This window comes from Bacillus sp. TE8-1 (assembly GCF_008368855.1).
Lineage (GTDB): Bacteria > Bacillota > Bacilli > Bacillales > Bacillaceae_G > Bacillus_A > Bacillus_A cereus.
Genome location: NZ_QPET01000004.1, coordinates 12,700 through 29,945, shown reverse-complemented (window position 1 = coordinate 29,945; position 17,246 = coordinate 12,700). Strand labels below are relative to the sequence as shown.

Below are 17,246 nucleotides of genomic sequence, written 5' to 3'. Positions count from 1 at the left end.
GCGCGGTGAGCGCAAAGCTTTTTTTATTTATAATTACGTTGGAATAAAGCGAAGAGTTCAATGTCATGCCAATTGCCATTGCGGAATATAGCTTCTTTACAAGTTCCTTCATGTTGAAAACCGAGTGATTTATATAATTTAATTGCTCTATCGTTAAAAGAAAATACTCGTAAAGAAAGGCGATGTAAATTTAATTCTAAAAATGCATAATCCAATAATAAGGTGAAAGCTTCCTTCCCATAACCTTGCCCCCAGTAATCCTTGTTACCAATATCAATAATACATTCAGCGTTTCGGTTATACGAATCAATATGAATTAAAGAAGTAATACCAATTGAAAGATGCGTAGATTTTTCTTCAATGATATAGCTCTTAGAGTCCGAAGAATGAATAAATTGCTGGCAAAGTTTTTCTGTGTCTTGAAGGGAATATTTATCAAGAGTGAGAGTAGTTGAACTCATAACGTCTATATCATTATGCCATTTATAATATGTTAGAATATCATCTTCGGAAAACTTTCGTAACTGGATACGGTTTGATTTAAACAATGTAAGTCCTCCTTTTGTATTTTCTTTTCACATGATTTACAAAGGATTGGTTTCTTCTGGACATATGTAATCAACCTTTCATTTGACGTGCTTTACCTGCGCAAAAGGCACTACTTAGTAAAAATAGTGTCGCGAATATAATGCTTACTAATGTAGCGTATGGAATTGCGCCTTTTAAGGAAAAGCCGACAGTGATTGAAGCGATGAATAAGAGGATAAATGTTGTTGTTAATTTTTTATAAAGTTCCATACTATGTAGACCTCCAATTTATTTTTTAGTACAAGTTTTAAAATTGAATTCTATTATGTAGAAAATATAAAGAGTAGCTAAAGATGTGTAGTCTAGGAGTATAAGAAAGTGCACTTTCCTTTTTGTGGGTTAGTATACTTATATTGTATCATGGCGCATGATTGGCTTCATACATAATTGTGTAAAGGTATGTATGATAAAATGAAGAAAAGTCTTTAAGAAAGGAAAGATAAAAAATGAGTGTAACTGAACATAAAAAACAAGCTCCAAAAGAAGTGCGTTGCAAGATCGTGACGATTTCCGATACACGTACGGAAGAAACAGATAAGAGCGGACAACTATTACATGAATTGTTAAAAGAAGCGGGACATAAAGTAACTTCTTATGAAATTGTAAAAGATGATAAAGAAAGTATCCAGCAAGCAGTGTTAGCTGGTTATCATAAGGAAGATGTAGATGTTATATTAACAAATGGCGGTACTGGTATTACGAAACGCGATGTCACAATTGAAGCAGTATCAGCGTTATTAGATAAAGAAATTGTTGGATTTGGTGAGCTGTTCCGTATGATTAGTTATTTAGAAGATATCGGAAGCAGCGCAATGTTAAGTAGAGCGATTGGTGGTACAATTGGGCGCAAAGTAGTCTTCTCGATGCCAGGGTCTAGCGGAGCGGTTCGCCTTGCGATGAATAAATTAATTTTACCGGAATTAGGTCATATTACATTTGAGCTGCATCGCCAATGAGTAAGTATGCTGGAATTGTATTAGCAGGTGGTATGTCGAGTAGATTCGGTGAGCCGAAAGCGTTAGCAATTTGGAAGGGAACTACTTTTGTTGAGCATATTGTGAAAGTGATGGGAAATACTTTGCAAGACATTGTAGTAATTAGCCATACTGATATAAAAGAGCGAGTAGAGCAATTCGTACAAGTACCTGTTATAGAAGACATTCCGCACTATAAAGGAAATGGACCGCTTGCCGGCATTGTATCAGGTATGGAATACATAGAAGCAGATTGGTATGCTATTATGCCTTGCGATGCGCCAAATGTTTCGCATGAATGGTTTACCATTTTACTGGAGCAAACGAACAATGAATATGATGCGGTTGTACCTATTATTAATGGAAGAAAACAACCGCTACTTGCGGCGTATCATAACCGCATGAAAGAAAAGATTTATGCTTTACTTCAGGAAGAAAAAAGAAGTATGGGGCAGCTTTTATCACAATGTAATGTGAAGTATGTTTCTGGAGAAGATGTACAAGCGAATGCGGATTGGTTTATAAATGTAAATACGAAAGAAGAATATGGGCAGGCTCAAAAAGACCTTTCAAATGAATGAAAGGTTTTTTTGATATACAGAATTGGGGAACAATTGCTGTATAAAGGTATGTGAGTAAGTTGATTTTAAGGGGAATTCTTAAAATCATTATACAGTTAAAATACTGTATAACCATATATTAATTTTTATGGGTTTTTATTACAAGTCTGTTTAGTTATGTTTATTTTTGATATAATTAATATAGAAATAAAACAATGCTTAACCTTATGTATCATTTATTAAACTAAAATTTATGACCATGTAATAAACTCCCTTCGTTTTTTTGAAGGGAGTTTTTCTATTTAAGCAAGCAACTCTGATGCGTTATGCTGAAGGACTTCTTCATATTGGTTAAGCAAGCCACGAAAGATCTCATCCCAGCTCTTTGATTTCGCAAAAGATGAAGCTGCTATTCCCATCTGCTCAAGTTTTTCTTCATTTTGTAATAAAAAATAAATGGATGATAGAAATGCATCTTCATTTTTAGGCGGACAAAGAACTCCCGTTTTTCCATCTGTAATAATATTTTTAACCCCGCCACTATTTGCACCAATAACAGGTGTACCGCATGCGAGTGATTCAAGTACGACATTTCCGAATGTTTCAGTAGCTGATGGAAATACCATTATGTTAGAACAAGCATATGCTTCAGCTAAATCTGCACTTTGTAAATAGCCAGTAAAAGTGATATTTGTTTTCGGAACAGCTTCACGTAAACTTGTTGCTAGAGGACCGTCTCCTGCTATAAGCCAATGAATGTCGCTTCGAGTATGTGCTGATTTAACGATAAGATTTTGCAACGTATCAATATCTTTCTCAGGAGCAATCCGTCCAACATAGGAAAGGACGTACTTCGCTGTAATATTATATTTTTTTCGGAATAGGTCTGTATTGTAAGATGGATGAAAGAGATTGCAATCTACACCACGTCCCCAAATAGAGAGGGCCTGAAAGCCTTTATGTTTTAATTGATGTAATGTTTCAGGAGAGGGTACAAAATTTTTTTGCATATGACTATGAAACCATTTTAAATAGCTCCACAGCATATTGGAGAGGAATTCGATTTTGTAATAACGTAAATAGGCATCGAAATCAGTATGATAAGAACCGACAACTGGGATGTTTAACTTTTTTGCATAATACAATCCACAAAGTCCCATGTTGAAAGGTGTGGCAATGTGAATAATGTCAGGTTTAAAGGAAAGTAGTTCCCGTTTAATGCGCGGAGTAGGAAAAGAAAAACGACATTCTGGATATAATATTGTTAACGGGATACTTCTCATCTTATTCACATTCGCTACAAAATTATCTTCAGCTGTATGCTGAGGGGCGAAAACAGAATAGACGATCTGTTCTTTCTGAAAATATCGTGTTAATCGCTCTAACGTTTTCGCAACCCCGTTAACTTGTGGCGTAAAAGTATCGGTAAAAATGGCGACTCTCATCATATCACTCCTTTATGTGAAAAGTGGGATGAATTGATAAAAAGAGATGATGCCAGAGCAAGTGCCAAGGCACATACCGACGAATACATCTGACGGATAGTGAAGTCCTAAATAAATACGTGAAATACCAACGCATAATGCTAACGGTAATAGGAAAGCAAGTAAGCTTGGATTATAGCAAATAAATGGAATGAAGACAGAGAAAACGGCTGTTGTATGACCAGACGGGAAAGAGTGGTCTTTTAATGGATGGACTGGATATTTTGCATCCTGAATTGTTAAATAAGGACGTTTTCGTGGATACCATCTTTTTAATATTTGTACAGGAATATGGCTAATTGCTAAAGAAATAGCAGTTGCAATTGCTGCTTGATGTAAAGTACCTTTTGCAAAAATTAAAAAGAAAAGTGTGAGTGCGATGGAGAAAGTCGCGCCACCGATATGAGTAATATTGCTGAAAAAGATATTTAATGTTTTTTGATCAAAGTAGCGATTAATTCCTTTGAAAATGTAACATTCTATTTTATATAATCCACTGACCTTCATGAAAATTCTCCTCCCTCGTTTACATATATATGGAGATATTAGCTTTTATTTTAATAAGATTTTGTTGAGGGAGTAATAATGTTTTGTAAAGAAAAAGTTAGATTTTATATAAAAAAAGCTGCCAATCTTATGGCAGCGGAAATTTACTTCTGTAATGATTTATAATATTGACCTTTTTCAACGTATTGCGTGCGAATACGCTCCATATCTTTACGGTCTTCTGCTGTTAATTCACGAATGACTTTCGCGGGACGACCGAAAGCTAACGTGTTTGGTGGAATTTTCTTTCCTTGTGAAACGAGGCTTCCAGCGCCGATAAAAGCTCCTTCGCCAATTTCAGCACCATCTAATATAATGGATCCCATTCCAATTAAAGCATCTTTTTTAATATGACAACTATGTAAAATAACTTGATGCCCAACTGTAACATCATCTTCTAAGATAAGAGGATACTGAGGGCTTTGGTGGAGTGTACATTGGTCTTGTACATTTACTCGGTCTCCAATGATCGTTGGTGACACATCACCACGGATGACTGTATTAAACCAAATACTTGATTCCTCGCCAACGTAAACATCGCCTGTAATCGTAACATAGTCAGCGATAAAAGCACTACTCGCAATTTTCGGTTTTTTTTCTTTGTAAGGATATATCATGTAAAGTCTTCCTTTCCTAGAGACTAGTTTTAGTGTATCAAATTATGAGAAAGAGTGAAATGGAGGAGAGCCGTATGTGGAATTATGAAGCGGAGGAAGCAAAGGCTGTCATTGTTATTGTGCACGGCGCAATGGAATATCACGGACGTTACGAAGCCGTTGCGGAAATGTGGAATCATATCGGCTACCACGTCGTGATGGGGGATCTTCCGTCACATGGAACGACTTCAAGAAATAGAGGACATATTGATTCATTTGATGAATACATAGAGGAAGTTAAACTATGGGTGAAAGAAGCAAGAAAGTATAGGTTACCTATTTTTCTATTCGGTCATAGTATGGGTGGTCTTATTGTCATTCGTATGATGCAAGAAACGAAGAGAGAAGATGTAGAGGGTATTATTTTGAGTTCGCCTTGTTTAGGGGTAGTGACTGGACCCTCTGCTCCGCTTCAATTTGCTTCAAAAATATTAAATGTTGTGGCTCCAAAATTGCAATTTGCAACGAATCTTACGGTGGAAATGTCAACACGTAACCACGAAGTGAGAGATGCAATGGAGAATGATTCTTTGTTCTTGCGCAAAGTATCAGTACGTTGGTATAGTGAATTGATTAAGTCTATCGAAATCGCTCATAAAAAAATAGATGATTTTCCAGATGTTCCGCTCTTGCTAATGCAAGCTTGTGAGGATAAACTTGTAGATAAAACACGTGTCCGCACTTGGTTTGATAATGTTAAAATAAGTGATAAGGCTTTTAAAGAATGGCCGAATTGTTATCACGAGTTATTAAATGAGTATGAGCGTGATGAAATTTTGAGTTATATTCAGTCATTTACTGAAATGCATGTCAATAATATAGTAAAAACAAACAAATAAATCATTATTTGTACATTTAATAGAGGAGATGAAGGAAGAAGTGAACGTACCGAGTAATCCCATAACGCTCATGGCGAAAGTATACCGTGATGTGTTTCCGGTTGTACACCATGAGCTAGCGATGTGGAAAGAGCGTGCCTACCATATTCCGAATGATGAGCTTCATAGTCAGGCAATCGCAAGTATTGAGCATAAAACGTTTCATTGTGAGGGCGGTGGCATTTTAGCTCTGCTAGCAAATGAACACCGAGAAGAATGTATTCGTTTTATCGTAGCGTATCAAACGATCAGCGACTATTTAGATAATTTATGTGATCGCAGTACATCACTTGATCCAAATGATTTTGCCGCACTGCATGAATCGATGTTAATGGCATTATCACCTGAAGTAGAAGGTGGCGGTAATTATTATCGTTATCGTGATGATCAAGATGATGGTGGTTATTTAGATGAACTTGTTGAAACATGCCAAGATGTTTTAAAGAAAACGAAGCACTATGACAAAATTGCTCCTGTTCTTCATGAACTTGCTTGTTATTATTGTGATTTGCAAATTCATAAACACGTGAAATTAGAAGAAAGAGAGCCGCGCCTGAAAAATTGGTTTGAAGCACATAAAGAAAACTTACCTGAGATGAGTTGGTTTGAATTTTCAGCATGTGCCGGTTCTACACTTGGAATTTTCTGTCTTGTAGCATATGCATTTCATGATGAGTTACATGATGAAGATATTGCGAAAATTAGACAAGGGTACTTCCCTTACGTACAAGGACTTCATATCTTACTTGATTATTTCATTGATCAAGAAGAAGACCGTATAGGCGGAGATTTGAATTTCTGTAGTTATTACGAAAACGAGCAAGCGATATTAGATCGGATGAAACACTTTGTAGAAGAAGCGGAGAAGAGCATTGGTGATTTGCCTCATGCGAAGTTTCATCGTCTCATAAGCCGAGGGTTACTTGGTATTTATTTATCAGATCAAAAAGTATCAGCACAAAAGAATATGCACAAAATGGCACGGCGCATTGTAAAGTACGGAGGCCTCACTTCACGATTCTTCTATTGGAACGGGAAGATGTACCGAAAAAAAACAGCGCAGTGATGAAGAAAACCACTCATGTAGAGTGGTTTTCTTTTCATTATGATCGTATTTTTGAAAATACATATATAAGAAGTTCAATCGCAAAAATCAATAAAACAGATAGCCCGAATAAAGGCATGACAGCGCCTAGTATAACCATCATGATAAAGAAAACGATTATGCTTTTCTTATCTCTTTGCTTTGGTGGTGCTGCTAATTTTCCTTTCGGCTTCCTTGCTAACCACATTTTTATTCCGTAATAAATGAGAAGTAGTAGAGATAATGTCGTTAGTAAGCATAATATTTTATTTGGCCATCCGAATAAATGTCCTTCATGAAGTGGGATACCGTAAGTGAACCATTGTGCAAGTAATCCATAATCACGATAGTCCGTTTTGGAAATGAGTTCCCCGCTATATTGGTCAAAGTAAGCTGTTATCTCTTCATTTGGTGCAACATGCATACCTGTAATACCGGAACCGCTCGATTTCGAAACAGTGAATACACCTTTTGGATCAGCTGGTAGTGAAATAACATATGGCTTCTTTATTTCAATTCCTTTTTGTAATTCATGGACAGAAATTGCTTTCGGTTCATTTGAATTCGATTCAGGAGGAGCTTCTTTTCTTGTTGCCCACGGCAATTCTTTTACCTTTGATTCAGGCGGTGCCATGTAAAATTTTGGATATCCGAGTGATTCATTTGACGATGCAATTTTATAAATTTGGTTCCCCATAAATCCTGACCATGGCAATCCAGATGCGACTAGCAGAAAGAGAGGAATTGTAAATATAATACCGATAATAGAATGACGTCTTTTTGCTTTTTCTCGCTTATTGGATGATGGTGTGTTTTTGAATTGGCGTATACTCATGTACAATCCGGTTATGATTAAAAAGATTGTCCAGCATGCCGCAAGCTCCACAGTATAGTTAACGATAGTGCCGCCAACTAAAAGAGAACTATGTAATTCCCTCATGATATTGGCAAACGTTTCACTTGCATTTTGATCTCCAACAATTTGATTATTACTATCTAAATACACATATTTTTGTTGTCCAGTATACTCATTTGCAATCGTAAGTCTCGTATTATAATCCCCATTAAACTCACTAATTTTCGCCACGCTATAATGTGGATATTTTTTCTCTGTTAAGGAAATAGAATCAGACATCGAAATAGATTCTGTTTGAGCACTCTTCCCAAAATATAAATCTTTATAGATGAAATCTTCAACTTCCTCCCGAAATAAATACCCAATTCCGCTCAGTGACAACGTAATAAGAAGTGGCGTAATAAAAAGCCCAGCATAAAAATGCCAACGCCAAAAAATGTAATGAAGCGAACGATTTACTTTCATACTTTCAGTTCCCCTAACCTTCCCTATATGAATAACTACTTATTTAATATAGCGAGATTAAGTGTGATTACTTTGAAAGAATTGTGAAGAAAGTTAAAAGTTTGTGGGATTTTTATTAAACATAAAACACATTTTAGAAGGAGTGTTTTCTATGTTTATGAAGATCTCTTTATATTTGATAAGTACATCCTAACAACCGCTTTCGCAAGACATTGAGAAGAATCAACAAAATTCTCACTAGCCACAACATTCAAATCAGTACATGCGATAATTGCGGTATCTACTTCATCCTTCAACTGCACAACGAGCGCGCTCCATAATTTGCGAGCTTTTTCAATTTCTCCGCTTTTAATATATGTAATAATTTGATTAATCATCGTTTGCCATTTTTCATAATGAATGTATTCTATATTCCGTTTTGCAATCCCGTCTTGATAAATACCAGCTTGAACTGTCGCTTCTGTTGCGAGAAGAGCGACTCTTTTTGTATTTTTAGGAATTGCTTGTAACGTTTCATTGACTATATGTAAAATCGGGATAGAAAGAGAACGCTGTAATTCTTCAAAGTAAAGATGGGCTGTATTGCAAGGCATAGCGATAAAGTCTACACCAGTACTTTCAAGTTTTTGTGCTCCGTCAATAATCGCCTTTTTCATCGCTTCGTGATCAATAGGGCGATCCATGTAAAATGGTGTTGGGCACGAGTAAATCATCATATGAGGAAAGTCCATATCATGCTTTGCTCCGTATATTATTTGGCACCTTGCTACAACTGTATCGACGAATGGTCCAGTTGATTTTGGTCCCATTCCTGCTAGTATTCCAATCATTGTTTCGTCTCCTTTAATATGTAATTAAAAACGTTTTTTGCGAACGATAAAAAGAAATAAGGTAAATAATAAAAATGAATATACGATAGCCCAAGTTGTGAGCCATAGTGTGTGAGTCAGTATATTATATTTGTATTGGCCAAGCATTAGAAAGCTTTCGACAGGTGGTAAAAACCATAATAACTCTTTTTTAAACCGGATAGATGCGATCGTTATAAGCAATATAAAGGTAAGGCTAAGCCAAGCAGTGCCTGCTTTTTGAATCATATTTCTAGTAAATAATGTTGCGATTGAAATTCCTAGTATAGAGAAAGACATGTGAGAGAGAAATCCGACTAGAAATAAAGAAACTGTCATTTTTTCATTAAACATTTGCAAAATAATTGGATAGATTACGGATATAAAAGATAATACAGTACAAATGAGAAGAGCTGTAATATATTTACCAACGTATAATGCGGAAATATTATTTGTGTGAGAAATAGTAATTTGTTCTTGTACAGGGTCTTCAGTATGAAAGATTGTGACCGTAATCCAGGCAGATAATAAATAAAGCGCGAGAGCTGTTTCTAAATATGTCGGTACAATAGGAGTCGGTTTATATGTATATACAAAAAGCAAGCTCACAAAGTACATCGCAATAGGAGGGATATACTTATACGATTTTGTATAGTCGAGAAAATGGTAACGAATAAGCGCGAACATAATAAACCTTCTTTCGATTTAAAAGTTAGGTTGTAGCAGTGTGATAGATGCTTTTTTATGTAATAAAAACTGAAGCATTTCGTTTGTATATTCTTTTTCGATTTGTAATTGAATAAGGTTTTGATTTGATTTGTGTGTAACGTGTATAAAACCGGATTGCTTTTGTAGTTCTATCGCTGAAAATGTGTCGTGAACGATTGCTTCAATATAGACTTGTTCTGCCCCTTTTTGTATAAAGGTATCTGCTGTGATTGTATGGTTTGCTAACGTCACAATTCTATCGGCGAAGTTTTCTAATAGTTGTTTTTCATGACATGTGAAGAGTATAGATATACCTTGTTGTTTTAATGAGAGTAAAATATGTTCTAATTCTTGCTGAGAGTGAGGATCGAGCCCAGAAAGCGGTTCATCTAAAATTAATAAATGGACGTCCGTAAGTAATGCTTGCATAATACCTGTTTTTTGTTTCATACCTTTTGAAAAGTTTCGTACAACGGAATGTCTTGCATGATGTAAGTGAAAAGTCTCAAGGAGCATCGGAATTTTATTTCTTAAATATGTTGTTGATAAGCCGTGAATGCAGCCGAGATGAAATAAATAATCCGCTAATGTAAAACGAATTCCTTCAGGAAAATGTTCAGGTACATAACCAATTTGTATATGTTCTTTTCTTTTGAGCGTCCCTGCCGTAGGTGAAATAAATCCTGCAATTATTTTTAGCAGAGTACTTTTTCCAGTCCCGTTCCCGCCAATAATAGCGAGCGCTTCTCCTTCTGGAATGGATAAATCAATGTTGTCTAGTATAAGTGATTTGCTATACTTCTTTTGAATTCCCCTTAGTTCTACTAGCAAAGTTCTATCCTTCTTTCTTTAAATAGTGTATATATCCATTATATAGGAGAATAACAAAAAGACGTGCAATGAGTGCACGTCTTTTTTTGTTATGTTTTGTCGAACAATCGATATATCCGAGAAATCGTTGATATATTGTAAGTTATGATAGATATATCGAAAAAATCGTTGATATATCCCGAGTTACGATAGATATAATTGAAAAATCGTTGATATATTACCCCACATTAACGGGCAGTAAAACTTCCACCTTAAAATTCGGCTGGAGCAAAGAAGTTAGTTGGGAGATAAACTGCCCATAAATGCCCGATTGGTTCAACTAATAATCAGTGGGGATTCCCCCCACTGATTAAAGTTTCACTTTATCGTTTCTCAATCGCCACAATAAATGGCGGATTATTTTGCTGGTTAATAAAGCCATATCGCAGTACGTGAGCTTGTTTTTGGTCTAGTTCTTCTGCAAATTTAAGTACAGCGTCGCGTTCTACTTGTCCTTCTGGATGTCCGTGGTAAATGACAAGGACGATGATACCTTCAGGCGCCATTACTTCTAATAATTGCTCGATCGCCGAGATTGTTGAGTTCGGTTTTGTGACGATATGTTTGTCTCCGCCAGGAAGGTAACCTAAGTTGAAAATTGCACCTGTTACTTTTCCTTTTGCATCTTCTGGTAATATGGATAGAAGTGTATCGTGACTATCGTGAACTAAAACAGTACGTTCGAAAAGTTTTTTTTCTTTTAGACGAGTTGTTGAGCTTTCAATCGCCTCTTTTTGAATATCAAATCCAAATACTTTTCCGTTATTTCCAGCGATTTCAGCTAGGAAGCAAGTGTCATGCCCGTTTCCTAAAGTTGCATCTACAGCGTAATCGCCTTCTTTTACTGCCGTTTGCAAGAGAGTACGAGCAAACGGTAATACACGTTCTAATTTCATTTTTGTTTCTCCTCATTTGCATATTTTCCTTGCCAGCTTCCGCGGCGTACAAATTCTGCATCGATGGAATTTAAAACTTCCCATTTATTTAAGCTCCACATTGGGCCAATCATTAAATCAGGCGGACCGTCACCTGTGATGCGGTGCACAATTACGTCTTCTGGAATAATTTCAAGTTGGTCAACAACGAGGCTTACGTAATCCTCAAGAGAAAGGAATTCGAGTTGTCCTTTTTCATATTGCTTCACCATTGGCGTTCCTTTTAATAAGTGAAGTAAGTGGATTTTAATTCCTTGTACGTCAAGTTTCGCTACTTCACGAGCTGTTTCCATCATCATGTCGTAATCTTCAAGAGGAAGACCGTTAATAATATGAGAGCAAACTCGAATGCCATGCTTACGTAATTTATTTACACCTTCAACGTAAGAAGGATAATCATGAGCGCGATTAATAAGGTTTGCAGTACGTTCATGAACGGTCTGTAGTCCGAGTTCAACCCAAAGGTACGTGCGTTTATTTAAGTCCGCTAAATATTCAACAACATCGTCCGGTAAACAATCTGGACGAGTTGCGATAGAAAGACCGACAACGTCTTTTTCTGCTAGAAGCGGTTCGAATTTTTCTTTTAACACTTCAAGTGGTGCATGTGTATTTGTGTACGCTTGGAAATAAGCGATACATTTTCCGTCTTTCCACTTTGAGCGCATTTTTTCTTTCATTTCATGATATTGCGTTATAACATCATCGCGGCGATCGCCAGCGAAGTCACCAGATCCAGCAGCACTGCAAAATGTACAACCGCCATAAGCAACTGTACCGTCACGGTTCGGACAATCGAAGCCAGCATCTAATGAAACTTTAAAGATTTTTTCACCAAATTCATTTCGTAAATGGTAATTCCATGTATGATAACGTTTATTGTCGTTTGTATATGGAAAAGGGTTTTGAACCTTCATTACTTTCCCTCCTAAGCCGAGTCAAAATAACACAAAATCCATTATAACATACTCATAAGGTTCATAAGGAAGGGACACACTAAAGGGGAATTGAAGCAAGGAGGGACAATTATGGCAGAGCGTCAATCACTTGAATCGTATATTACACAAGCGGAACAAGCGGTGGAATATGCGAAAGAACAATTAGAACAAGGCATGAGACAAGAGCATTATAATACGATGGAGTATTCGGATGCGCAGTTGCAATTAGAACAAGCATATAACGATTTACAAACGATGCAACAACATGCGAATGATGAGCAACGTGAGCAGTTAAATAGAGCGCGTATGGCAATTCGCCAATTGCAACATCAAATGATTATTACACCGCACTAATAAGGAGTGAATGTAATGGCGAAACGTTCAGATCAAAATAACCCAGAACAAAAAACACAAAATGGACATAACGCTGAATTTTCGAATGAACTTGATCCGATTGTTCAAGTGAAACAGCGTAACAGTAAAAAAGGACAACCTCAAAGATCAAAGCAATCAGAGTAAACCAGGTCGCAATATGACCTGGTTTTGTTTTGTTATATGACAATAATGTAAGATTCCTGTAAGGTTTGCCGATAGTTGTAAGCTTACTTTTCCAGTAGAGTAAGGGAGGATTAAATTTTGGACAAGGAGCTGCTTTATGGGGAACAATATTACAAACAAACGAATTGATGAGTTAGATTACATTCGTGGCTTCGCATTACTGGGGATTATTTTAGTAAATATTTTAGCACTACTTCATATTAAAACTCCAGATCCTAATACAGTAGATGCTAGCTATCAAAGGTTTCTATACTTATTTGTAGAAGGTCGTTTCTTCTCGATTTTCTCATTCTTATTTGGAGTGGGATTCTATATCTTCATTACAAGAGCGATTGCGAAAGAGAAAAATGGATATGTTCTATTTTTCCGCCGCGTAGTTGCATTATTTATTTTTGGTTTGATTCATTACATGTTTCAGCCTGGAGAAGCACTAGCGTTATACGCAATTTGCGGATTAATCGTTTTACCGTTTTATAAAGCGAAAAAACAAGTGAACTTAGTAATTGGTCTTATTTTGACAATAGCCTTTAGTGTAATGGGTGTTAAAGAACTATTACCACTTGGTTTAATTTTATTAGGTCTTGCTGCAGGACAATATCGTGTATTTGAAAATCTTTCAAAAAACATAAAGCAAGTCGCTATTTTTACAGGCATTATGTTTGTTTTAAGTGTGGCAGCTGTATGGTATCAATATGGACACGTGCCTGCTGACCCATTTGTAAATATGATATTGATGAATGAAGACGGAACAATGGATGCTGCAAGCCATTTTCTGAAAATTGGTATTACTGTTGGACCAATTATTTCAGCTTTCTATGTAGGAGCATTAATTTTATTACTTCAGTTAAAACCAGTTCAAACATTATTAGCACCATTGAAATACTACGGTCGTATGGCTTTAACAAATTATATCGGACAAACGGCAATGATTTTAATTGCCGGTAGTGTATTTAACTTTGCAGGTAACTTAACATACATGCAGACGCTATATGTATGTATCGCAATTTATGCAATTCAAATTGTGTTTAGTGTAATTTGGATGAAAATCTTTAAAATGGGTCCATTAGAATGGATTTGGCGTGTTATTACGTACTGGACGGTAACACCTTTAAAGAAATAAAGAGAGAAGTGGGCTGTTCTTTTTGTGGAACAGCCTATTTTTATTTTCAGCTTTTGTAGTTGCGCCGATATATTTTGAAAATCGCCGATATAATTTCATTTACTGATTTACTATGCCGAAATGTGAACTAGTATTAACAGCCAAGCTTACAAGTACACCTTTTTTATATTACAAAAGTGTAAGGTAAATGTAATGTTAACAAATAGCAGTTCACTTCCAAAAGGCGCAAAATAGGTAATGGAAAAACAAGCGTAGGAGGATATATATGACGAAACCAGTTGTAGACGTGAAAAACGTTCAAAAAGTGTACGGTAAAAAAGGTGAGAACCAATCACACGCGTTAAAAGGTGTGTCATTCTCAATTCAAGAGGGTGAGTTTGTTGGAATTATGGGACCATCTGGTTCTGGTAAAACGACATTATTAAATGTAATTTCAACGTTAGATAAAGCAACGGGCGGCGTTGTTGAAATTGCAGGAACGGATATTACAAAAATGAAACAAGGTGAGCTTTCTGATTTCCGTTCACAAAAGTTAGGATTCATCTTCCAAGACTTTAACTTATTAGAGAATTTATCTATTTATGAAAACATTGCACTTCCACTCTCTCTTCAAGGTGTTCCATCACGTAACATTGGACCAAAAGTCGAGAAAGTAGCGGATATGTTAGGAATTACAGAAATACTTCAAAAGTACCCATCTGAAGTATCTGGTGGGCAAAAGCAACGTTCGGCAGCAGCGCGTGCTTTAGTGCATGAGCCGGCAATTATTTTAGGGGACGAGCCAACAGGAGCGCTTGATTCTAAAAATGCAACGAGTTTACTTGATGCGATGACAAACTTAAATAAAGATCAAGGCGTATCTATTATGATGGTTACACATGATCCATACAGTGCAAGTTACTGTCAGCGTATTTTATTCATTCAAGATGGTGAGCTATATAAAGAAATTCACCGCGGCGGTACACGTGAAGAGTTTTATAAAGAAATTTTAGATGTGCTTGCGGACTTAGGCACACAAAAAGCGTAAGAAAGGAGGTTCTAGAGCATGTTATTCAAACTTTCCATGTCAGGACTAAAGAGTAAGCTAAAAGATTATATCGTCTTACTTGTTGGTCTTGTCATGTCCATTTCAATTTTTTATATGTTCCAAACATTAGCGTTAAACGAGGCCTTCCTTAAGGAAAATTCTACTATTGGTCAAATTGGATTTGTATTCCAAGCAGGTTCATTTTTACTAGCTATTATAACGTTCTTCTATATTTTGTATGCGAACTCTTTCTTACTATCTCTTCGTCAAAAAGAGTTTGGTATGTATATGATGTTAGGAGCAAAAAAGCATAAAGTTACATTACTTATGTTTATTGAGACAATTGTATTAGGCGCCGCGTCTCTTGCAATTGGAATTGCAGTTGGTGTAGGACTTGCAGAAGGTATCGGTCAATTATTAATGAAACAATTAGAATTTGCTGGTGAAGGCTATAAAGCATTTTACCTGCCATCTATGACTGTTACGTGCATCTTCTTCTTTGCACTATTTGTATTATCGGCAATTATGAACAGTATTAAATTATCACGTATTTCTGTCCTGCAACTTGTACATGCAGACGCACAAACAGAACGTGTTGCAGTAAAAGGAAAAATGACAGGTGTAGTTGCATTCCTTGCGGTTATTTTATTAGGAATGGGCTATGCATCAATGATTTACATGGAAAAACTAAGAGAAATGGGAATCATTATTGCATTAATTACAACGACAGCTGGTACTTACATGCTGTTTGGATCACTTCTCCCGGTCTTTATTAAAAAGTTAAAGAGTAATAAAAAGCGTAGTGAAAAAGGACTTAACGCTTTTACATTTGCACAATTAAACTTCCGTATTAATAGTTTAACAAAGGTTCTTGCTACAGTAGCGATGTTAGTTGCTCTTGGAGCAGGTGCAATTTCAGGTGGTATGGCGTTTAAAAATAACGCTATCAAACTGTCTGAGGGTTTAGTAATCTATGACTCAGTTGTTCATAATCCTACAGCTGAAGAAAAGAAAATTTTAGACGGTATTACATTTAAAGAAAAAAATGAATATCGCTACAAAGTTGATGATAAATACGTTTATTATGTAAAAGAAGATTTAGAAAAAAATCGTCCTTTCGTAAAAGATATGACAAATATGAAGTCGATGAAGGATTTAGTGAATACAAAGAAGGTTTCACAGGAGCTACCAGTAGGTGCAGTTTCTAGAGAAATGAATGAAAAAGATGCGAACGCTAAAGAACTTCCAGAAGAATGGGTTGATGCTTTTAGCACAATTCATCCGTATTATATATATGAAGATCATGCAATTAAAATTGTAGATCAAAAAATGTACGATGGGATAAATGGTAAAGAAGGTATAGCATTTATCGGAAAAGCAGATGATTTCTTAGCATATACAAAAGAATGGAAAAAACTTGACGAGTTGCAGCTAGATAAATATAAAAATGTAAAAGCTGAAAGATTAAATAGTAAATATCAAACTTACGACATGTTATACGGCGTTGCGAGTGGAACAGTATTTATGGGATTCTTCCTTGGAATTGCGTTCTTAGCAATGATGGCAAGCTGTCTTATGTTTAAAATTCTTTCTGGTGCATCAAAAGATATTACGCGTTATCAAATGCTCCGTAAAATCGGTGTGCGCCGTGAGTTATTAACGAAATCAATTTATAAAGAGTTATTCTTAGTATTCTTATTCCCAGCAATTGTGGGTATCGCTCACGTATTAGTTGGTATGAATATTTTCGGATTTATTTTAATCGATCCGTACTTCCGTATTTGGGTACCAATCGTAATTTTCGTAGTTATTTATGCGATTTATTACTTCATTACAGTTCAATTGTATAAAGGAATTGTTCTTCCGAAAGAAGATTAATAATAAAAACCGAGCAAAAACGCTCGGTTTTTATTATTTTCAGAAAAAACACTTTAATGTTACTGAAATATATAATATAATGCAAGTAAGTAACGTAATATAAAAGTAGAAGTAGCTGTATAAGGAAAGGAGGAATCCAATCTGTAGAAAGAAGCTGAACTTTTATCCCCACATTTTTTACCGCAACGTATTTATACAATCGTAAGTTTCCACATTGAAAGTTTCCAGAACCACCTGAGTATATTGTGAAAATAATGGATAACACATGGAAAT

At 35.9% G+C, this 17,246-nt stretch carries 20 protein-coding genes; 9 read left to right on the top strand and 11 right to left on the bottom strand.

The features are described from left to right. Positions 1-23: 23 nt before the first annotated feature. Both DN404_RS04425 and DN404_RS04420 read right to left on the bottom strand, forming a co-directional pair. Positions 24-548 carry a GNAT family N-acetyltransferase gene (locus DN404_RS04425; RefSeq protein ID WP_149149958.1) on the bottom strand — a complete coding sequence of 175 codons (525 nt, stop codon included), beginning with the start codon at positions 546-548 and terminating at the stop codon, positions 24-26. Positions 549-618: 70 nt separating this feature from the next. Further along, a complete protein-coding gene (locus tag DN404_RS04420; protein WP_000424797.1) occupies positions 619-798 on the bottom strand; it encodes a hypothetical protein in 180 nt (59 codons plus the stop codon). 236 nt (positions 799-1,034) lie between these two features. Here DN404_RS04420 and DN404_RS04415 point away from each other — a divergent pair, with 236 nt between their 5' ends. Both DN404_RS04415 and DN404_RS04410 read left to right on the top strand, forming a co-directional pair. Next, complete coding sequence (locus DN404_RS04415; RefSeq protein ID WP_000117123.1) at positions 1,035-1,544, top strand: MogA/MoaB family molybdenum cofactor biosynthesis protein; 510 nt, start codon at positions 1,035-1,037, stop codon at positions 1,542-1,544. Further along, on the top strand, positions 1,541-2,143 hold the full coding sequence (locus DN404_RS04410) for a molybdenum cofactor guanylyltransferase (RefSeq protein WP_149214767.1): 603 nt from the start codon (positions 1,541-1,543) through the stop codon (positions 2,141-2,143). Before DN404_RS04415 ends, DN404_RS04410 begins: the two co-directional genes overlap by 4 nt. A 281-nt stretch (positions 2,144-2,424) precedes the next feature. Here DN404_RS04410 and DN404_RS04405 read toward each other — a convergent pair whose 3' ends face one another. From DN404_RS04405 to DN404_RS04395, 3 genes are all read right to left on the bottom strand, one after another. Then, positions 2,425-3,567 (bottom strand): glycosyltransferase family 4 protein, encoded by a 1,143-nt coding sequence (locus tag DN404_RS04405; protein WP_149214766.1) that lies wholly within the window; start codon positions 3,565-3,567, stop codon positions 2,425-2,427. Positions 3,568-3,579: 12 nt separating this feature from the next. After that, positions 3,580-4,113 (bottom strand): phosphatase PAP2 family protein, encoded by a 534-nt coding sequence (locus tag DN404_RS04400; RefSeq protein ID WP_000868582.1) that lies wholly within the window; start codon positions 4,111-4,113, stop codon positions 3,580-3,582. 143 nt (positions 4,114-4,256) lie between these two features. Beyond that, on the bottom strand, positions 4,257-4,769 hold the full coding sequence (locus tag DN404_RS04395; protein WP_000640188.1) for a gamma carbonic anhydrase: 513 nt from the start codon (positions 4,767-4,769) through the stop codon (positions 4,257-4,259). 74 nt (positions 4,770-4,843) lie between these two features. On the opposite strand from DN404_RS04395, the gene DN404_RS04390 reads away from it, so the two are divergent. Together DN404_RS04390 and DN404_RS04385 are read left to right on the top strand one after the other, a co-directional pair. After that, positions 4,844-5,647, top strand: coding sequence for an alpha/beta hydrolase (locus tag DN404_RS04390; protein ID WP_000267421.1), 804 nt, complete (start codon positions 4,844-4,846; stop codon positions 5,645-5,647). 40 nt (positions 5,648-5,687) lie between these two features. Then, a complete protein-coding gene (locus tag DN404_RS04385; RefSeq protein WP_001102461.1) occupies positions 5,688-6,752 on the top strand; it encodes a tetraprenyl-beta-curcumene synthase family protein in 1,065 nt (354 codons plus the stop codon). A 37-nt stretch (positions 6,753-6,789) separates the two neighbouring features. Here DN404_RS04385 and DN404_RS04380 read toward each other — a convergent pair whose 3' ends face one another. The 6 genes from DN404_RS04380 to mnmL form a co-directional block, all read right to left on the bottom strand. Beyond that, complete coding sequence (locus tag DN404_RS04380; protein WP_149214765.1) at positions 6,790-8,091, bottom strand: PepSY-associated TM helix domain-containing protein; 1,302 nt, start codon at positions 8,089-8,091, stop codon at positions 6,790-6,792. A gap of 155 nt (positions 8,092-8,246) precedes the next feature. Next, positions 8,247-8,921: an aspartate/glutamate racemase family protein gene (locus tag DN404_RS04370; protein ID WP_149214764.1), complete on the bottom strand. Its 675-nt coding sequence runs from the start codon at positions 8,919-8,921 to the stop codon at positions 8,247-8,249. Positions 8,922-8,945: 24 nt separating this feature from the next. Further along, on the bottom strand, positions 8,946-9,626 hold the full coding sequence (locus DN404_RS04365; protein ID WP_000457745.1) for a hypothetical protein: 681 nt from the start codon (positions 9,624-9,626) through the stop codon (positions 8,946-8,948). Between the two features lie 18 nt (positions 9,627-9,644). Further along, a complete protein-coding gene (locus tag DN404_RS04360; RefSeq protein WP_000959745.1) occupies positions 9,645-10,478 on the bottom strand; it encodes an ABC transporter ATP-binding protein in 834 nt (277 codons plus the stop codon). A gap of 362 nt (positions 10,479-10,840) precedes the next feature. Next, the gene (gene mnmM, locus DN404_RS04350) at positions 10,841-11,413 is read right to left on the bottom strand and encodes a tRNA 5-(aminomethyl)-2-thiouridylate-methyltransferase MnmM (RefSeq protein WP_149214763.1); all 573 of its coding nucleotides are present in this window, start codon (positions 11,411-11,413) and stop codon (positions 10,841-10,843) included. Beyond that, entirely contained in the window at positions 11,410-12,369 is a 960-nt protein-coding gene (mnmL, locus tag DN404_RS04345; protein ID WP_000868033.1) for a tRNA modification radical SAM protein MnmL/YtqA, read from the bottom strand. The genes mnmM and mnmL overlap by 4 nt, the downstream gene beginning before the upstream one ends. Positions 12,370-12,480: 111 nt before the next feature. Here mnmL and DN404_RS04340 point away from each other — a divergent pair, with 111 nt between their 5' ends. The 5 genes from DN404_RS04340 (at position 12,481) to DN404_RS04320 (ending at position 16,973) form a co-directional block, all read left to right on the top strand. After that, positions 12,481-12,744, top strand: coding sequence for a YtzC family protein (locus DN404_RS04340; protein ID WP_000840871.1), 264 nt, complete (start codon positions 12,481-12,483; stop codon positions 12,742-12,744). A 15-nt stretch (positions 12,745-12,759) separates the two neighbouring features. Next, entirely contained in the window at positions 12,760-12,909 is a 150-nt protein-coding gene (locus tag DN404_RS04335) for a hypothetical protein (RefSeq protein WP_001129341.1), read from the top strand. 136 nt (positions 12,910-13,045) lie between these two features. After that, complete coding sequence (locus tag DN404_RS04330; protein ID WP_149149954.1) at positions 13,046-14,068, top strand: DUF418 domain-containing protein; 1,023 nt, start codon at positions 13,046-13,048, stop codon at positions 14,066-14,068. A gap of 265 nt (positions 14,069-14,333) precedes the next feature. Next, positions 14,334-15,095: an ABC transporter ATP-binding protein gene (locus tag DN404_RS04325; protein WP_000165844.1), complete on the top strand. Its 762-nt coding sequence runs from the start codon at positions 14,334-14,336 to the stop codon at positions 15,093-15,095. Between the two features lie 18 nt (positions 15,096-15,113). Then, the gene (locus DN404_RS04320; protein ID WP_006924867.1) at positions 15,114-16,973 is read left to right on the top strand and encodes an FtsX-like permease family protein; all 1,860 of its coding nucleotides are present in this window, start codon (positions 15,114-15,116) and stop codon (positions 16,971-16,973) included. Positions 16,974-17,246 lie beyond the last annotated feature (273 nt).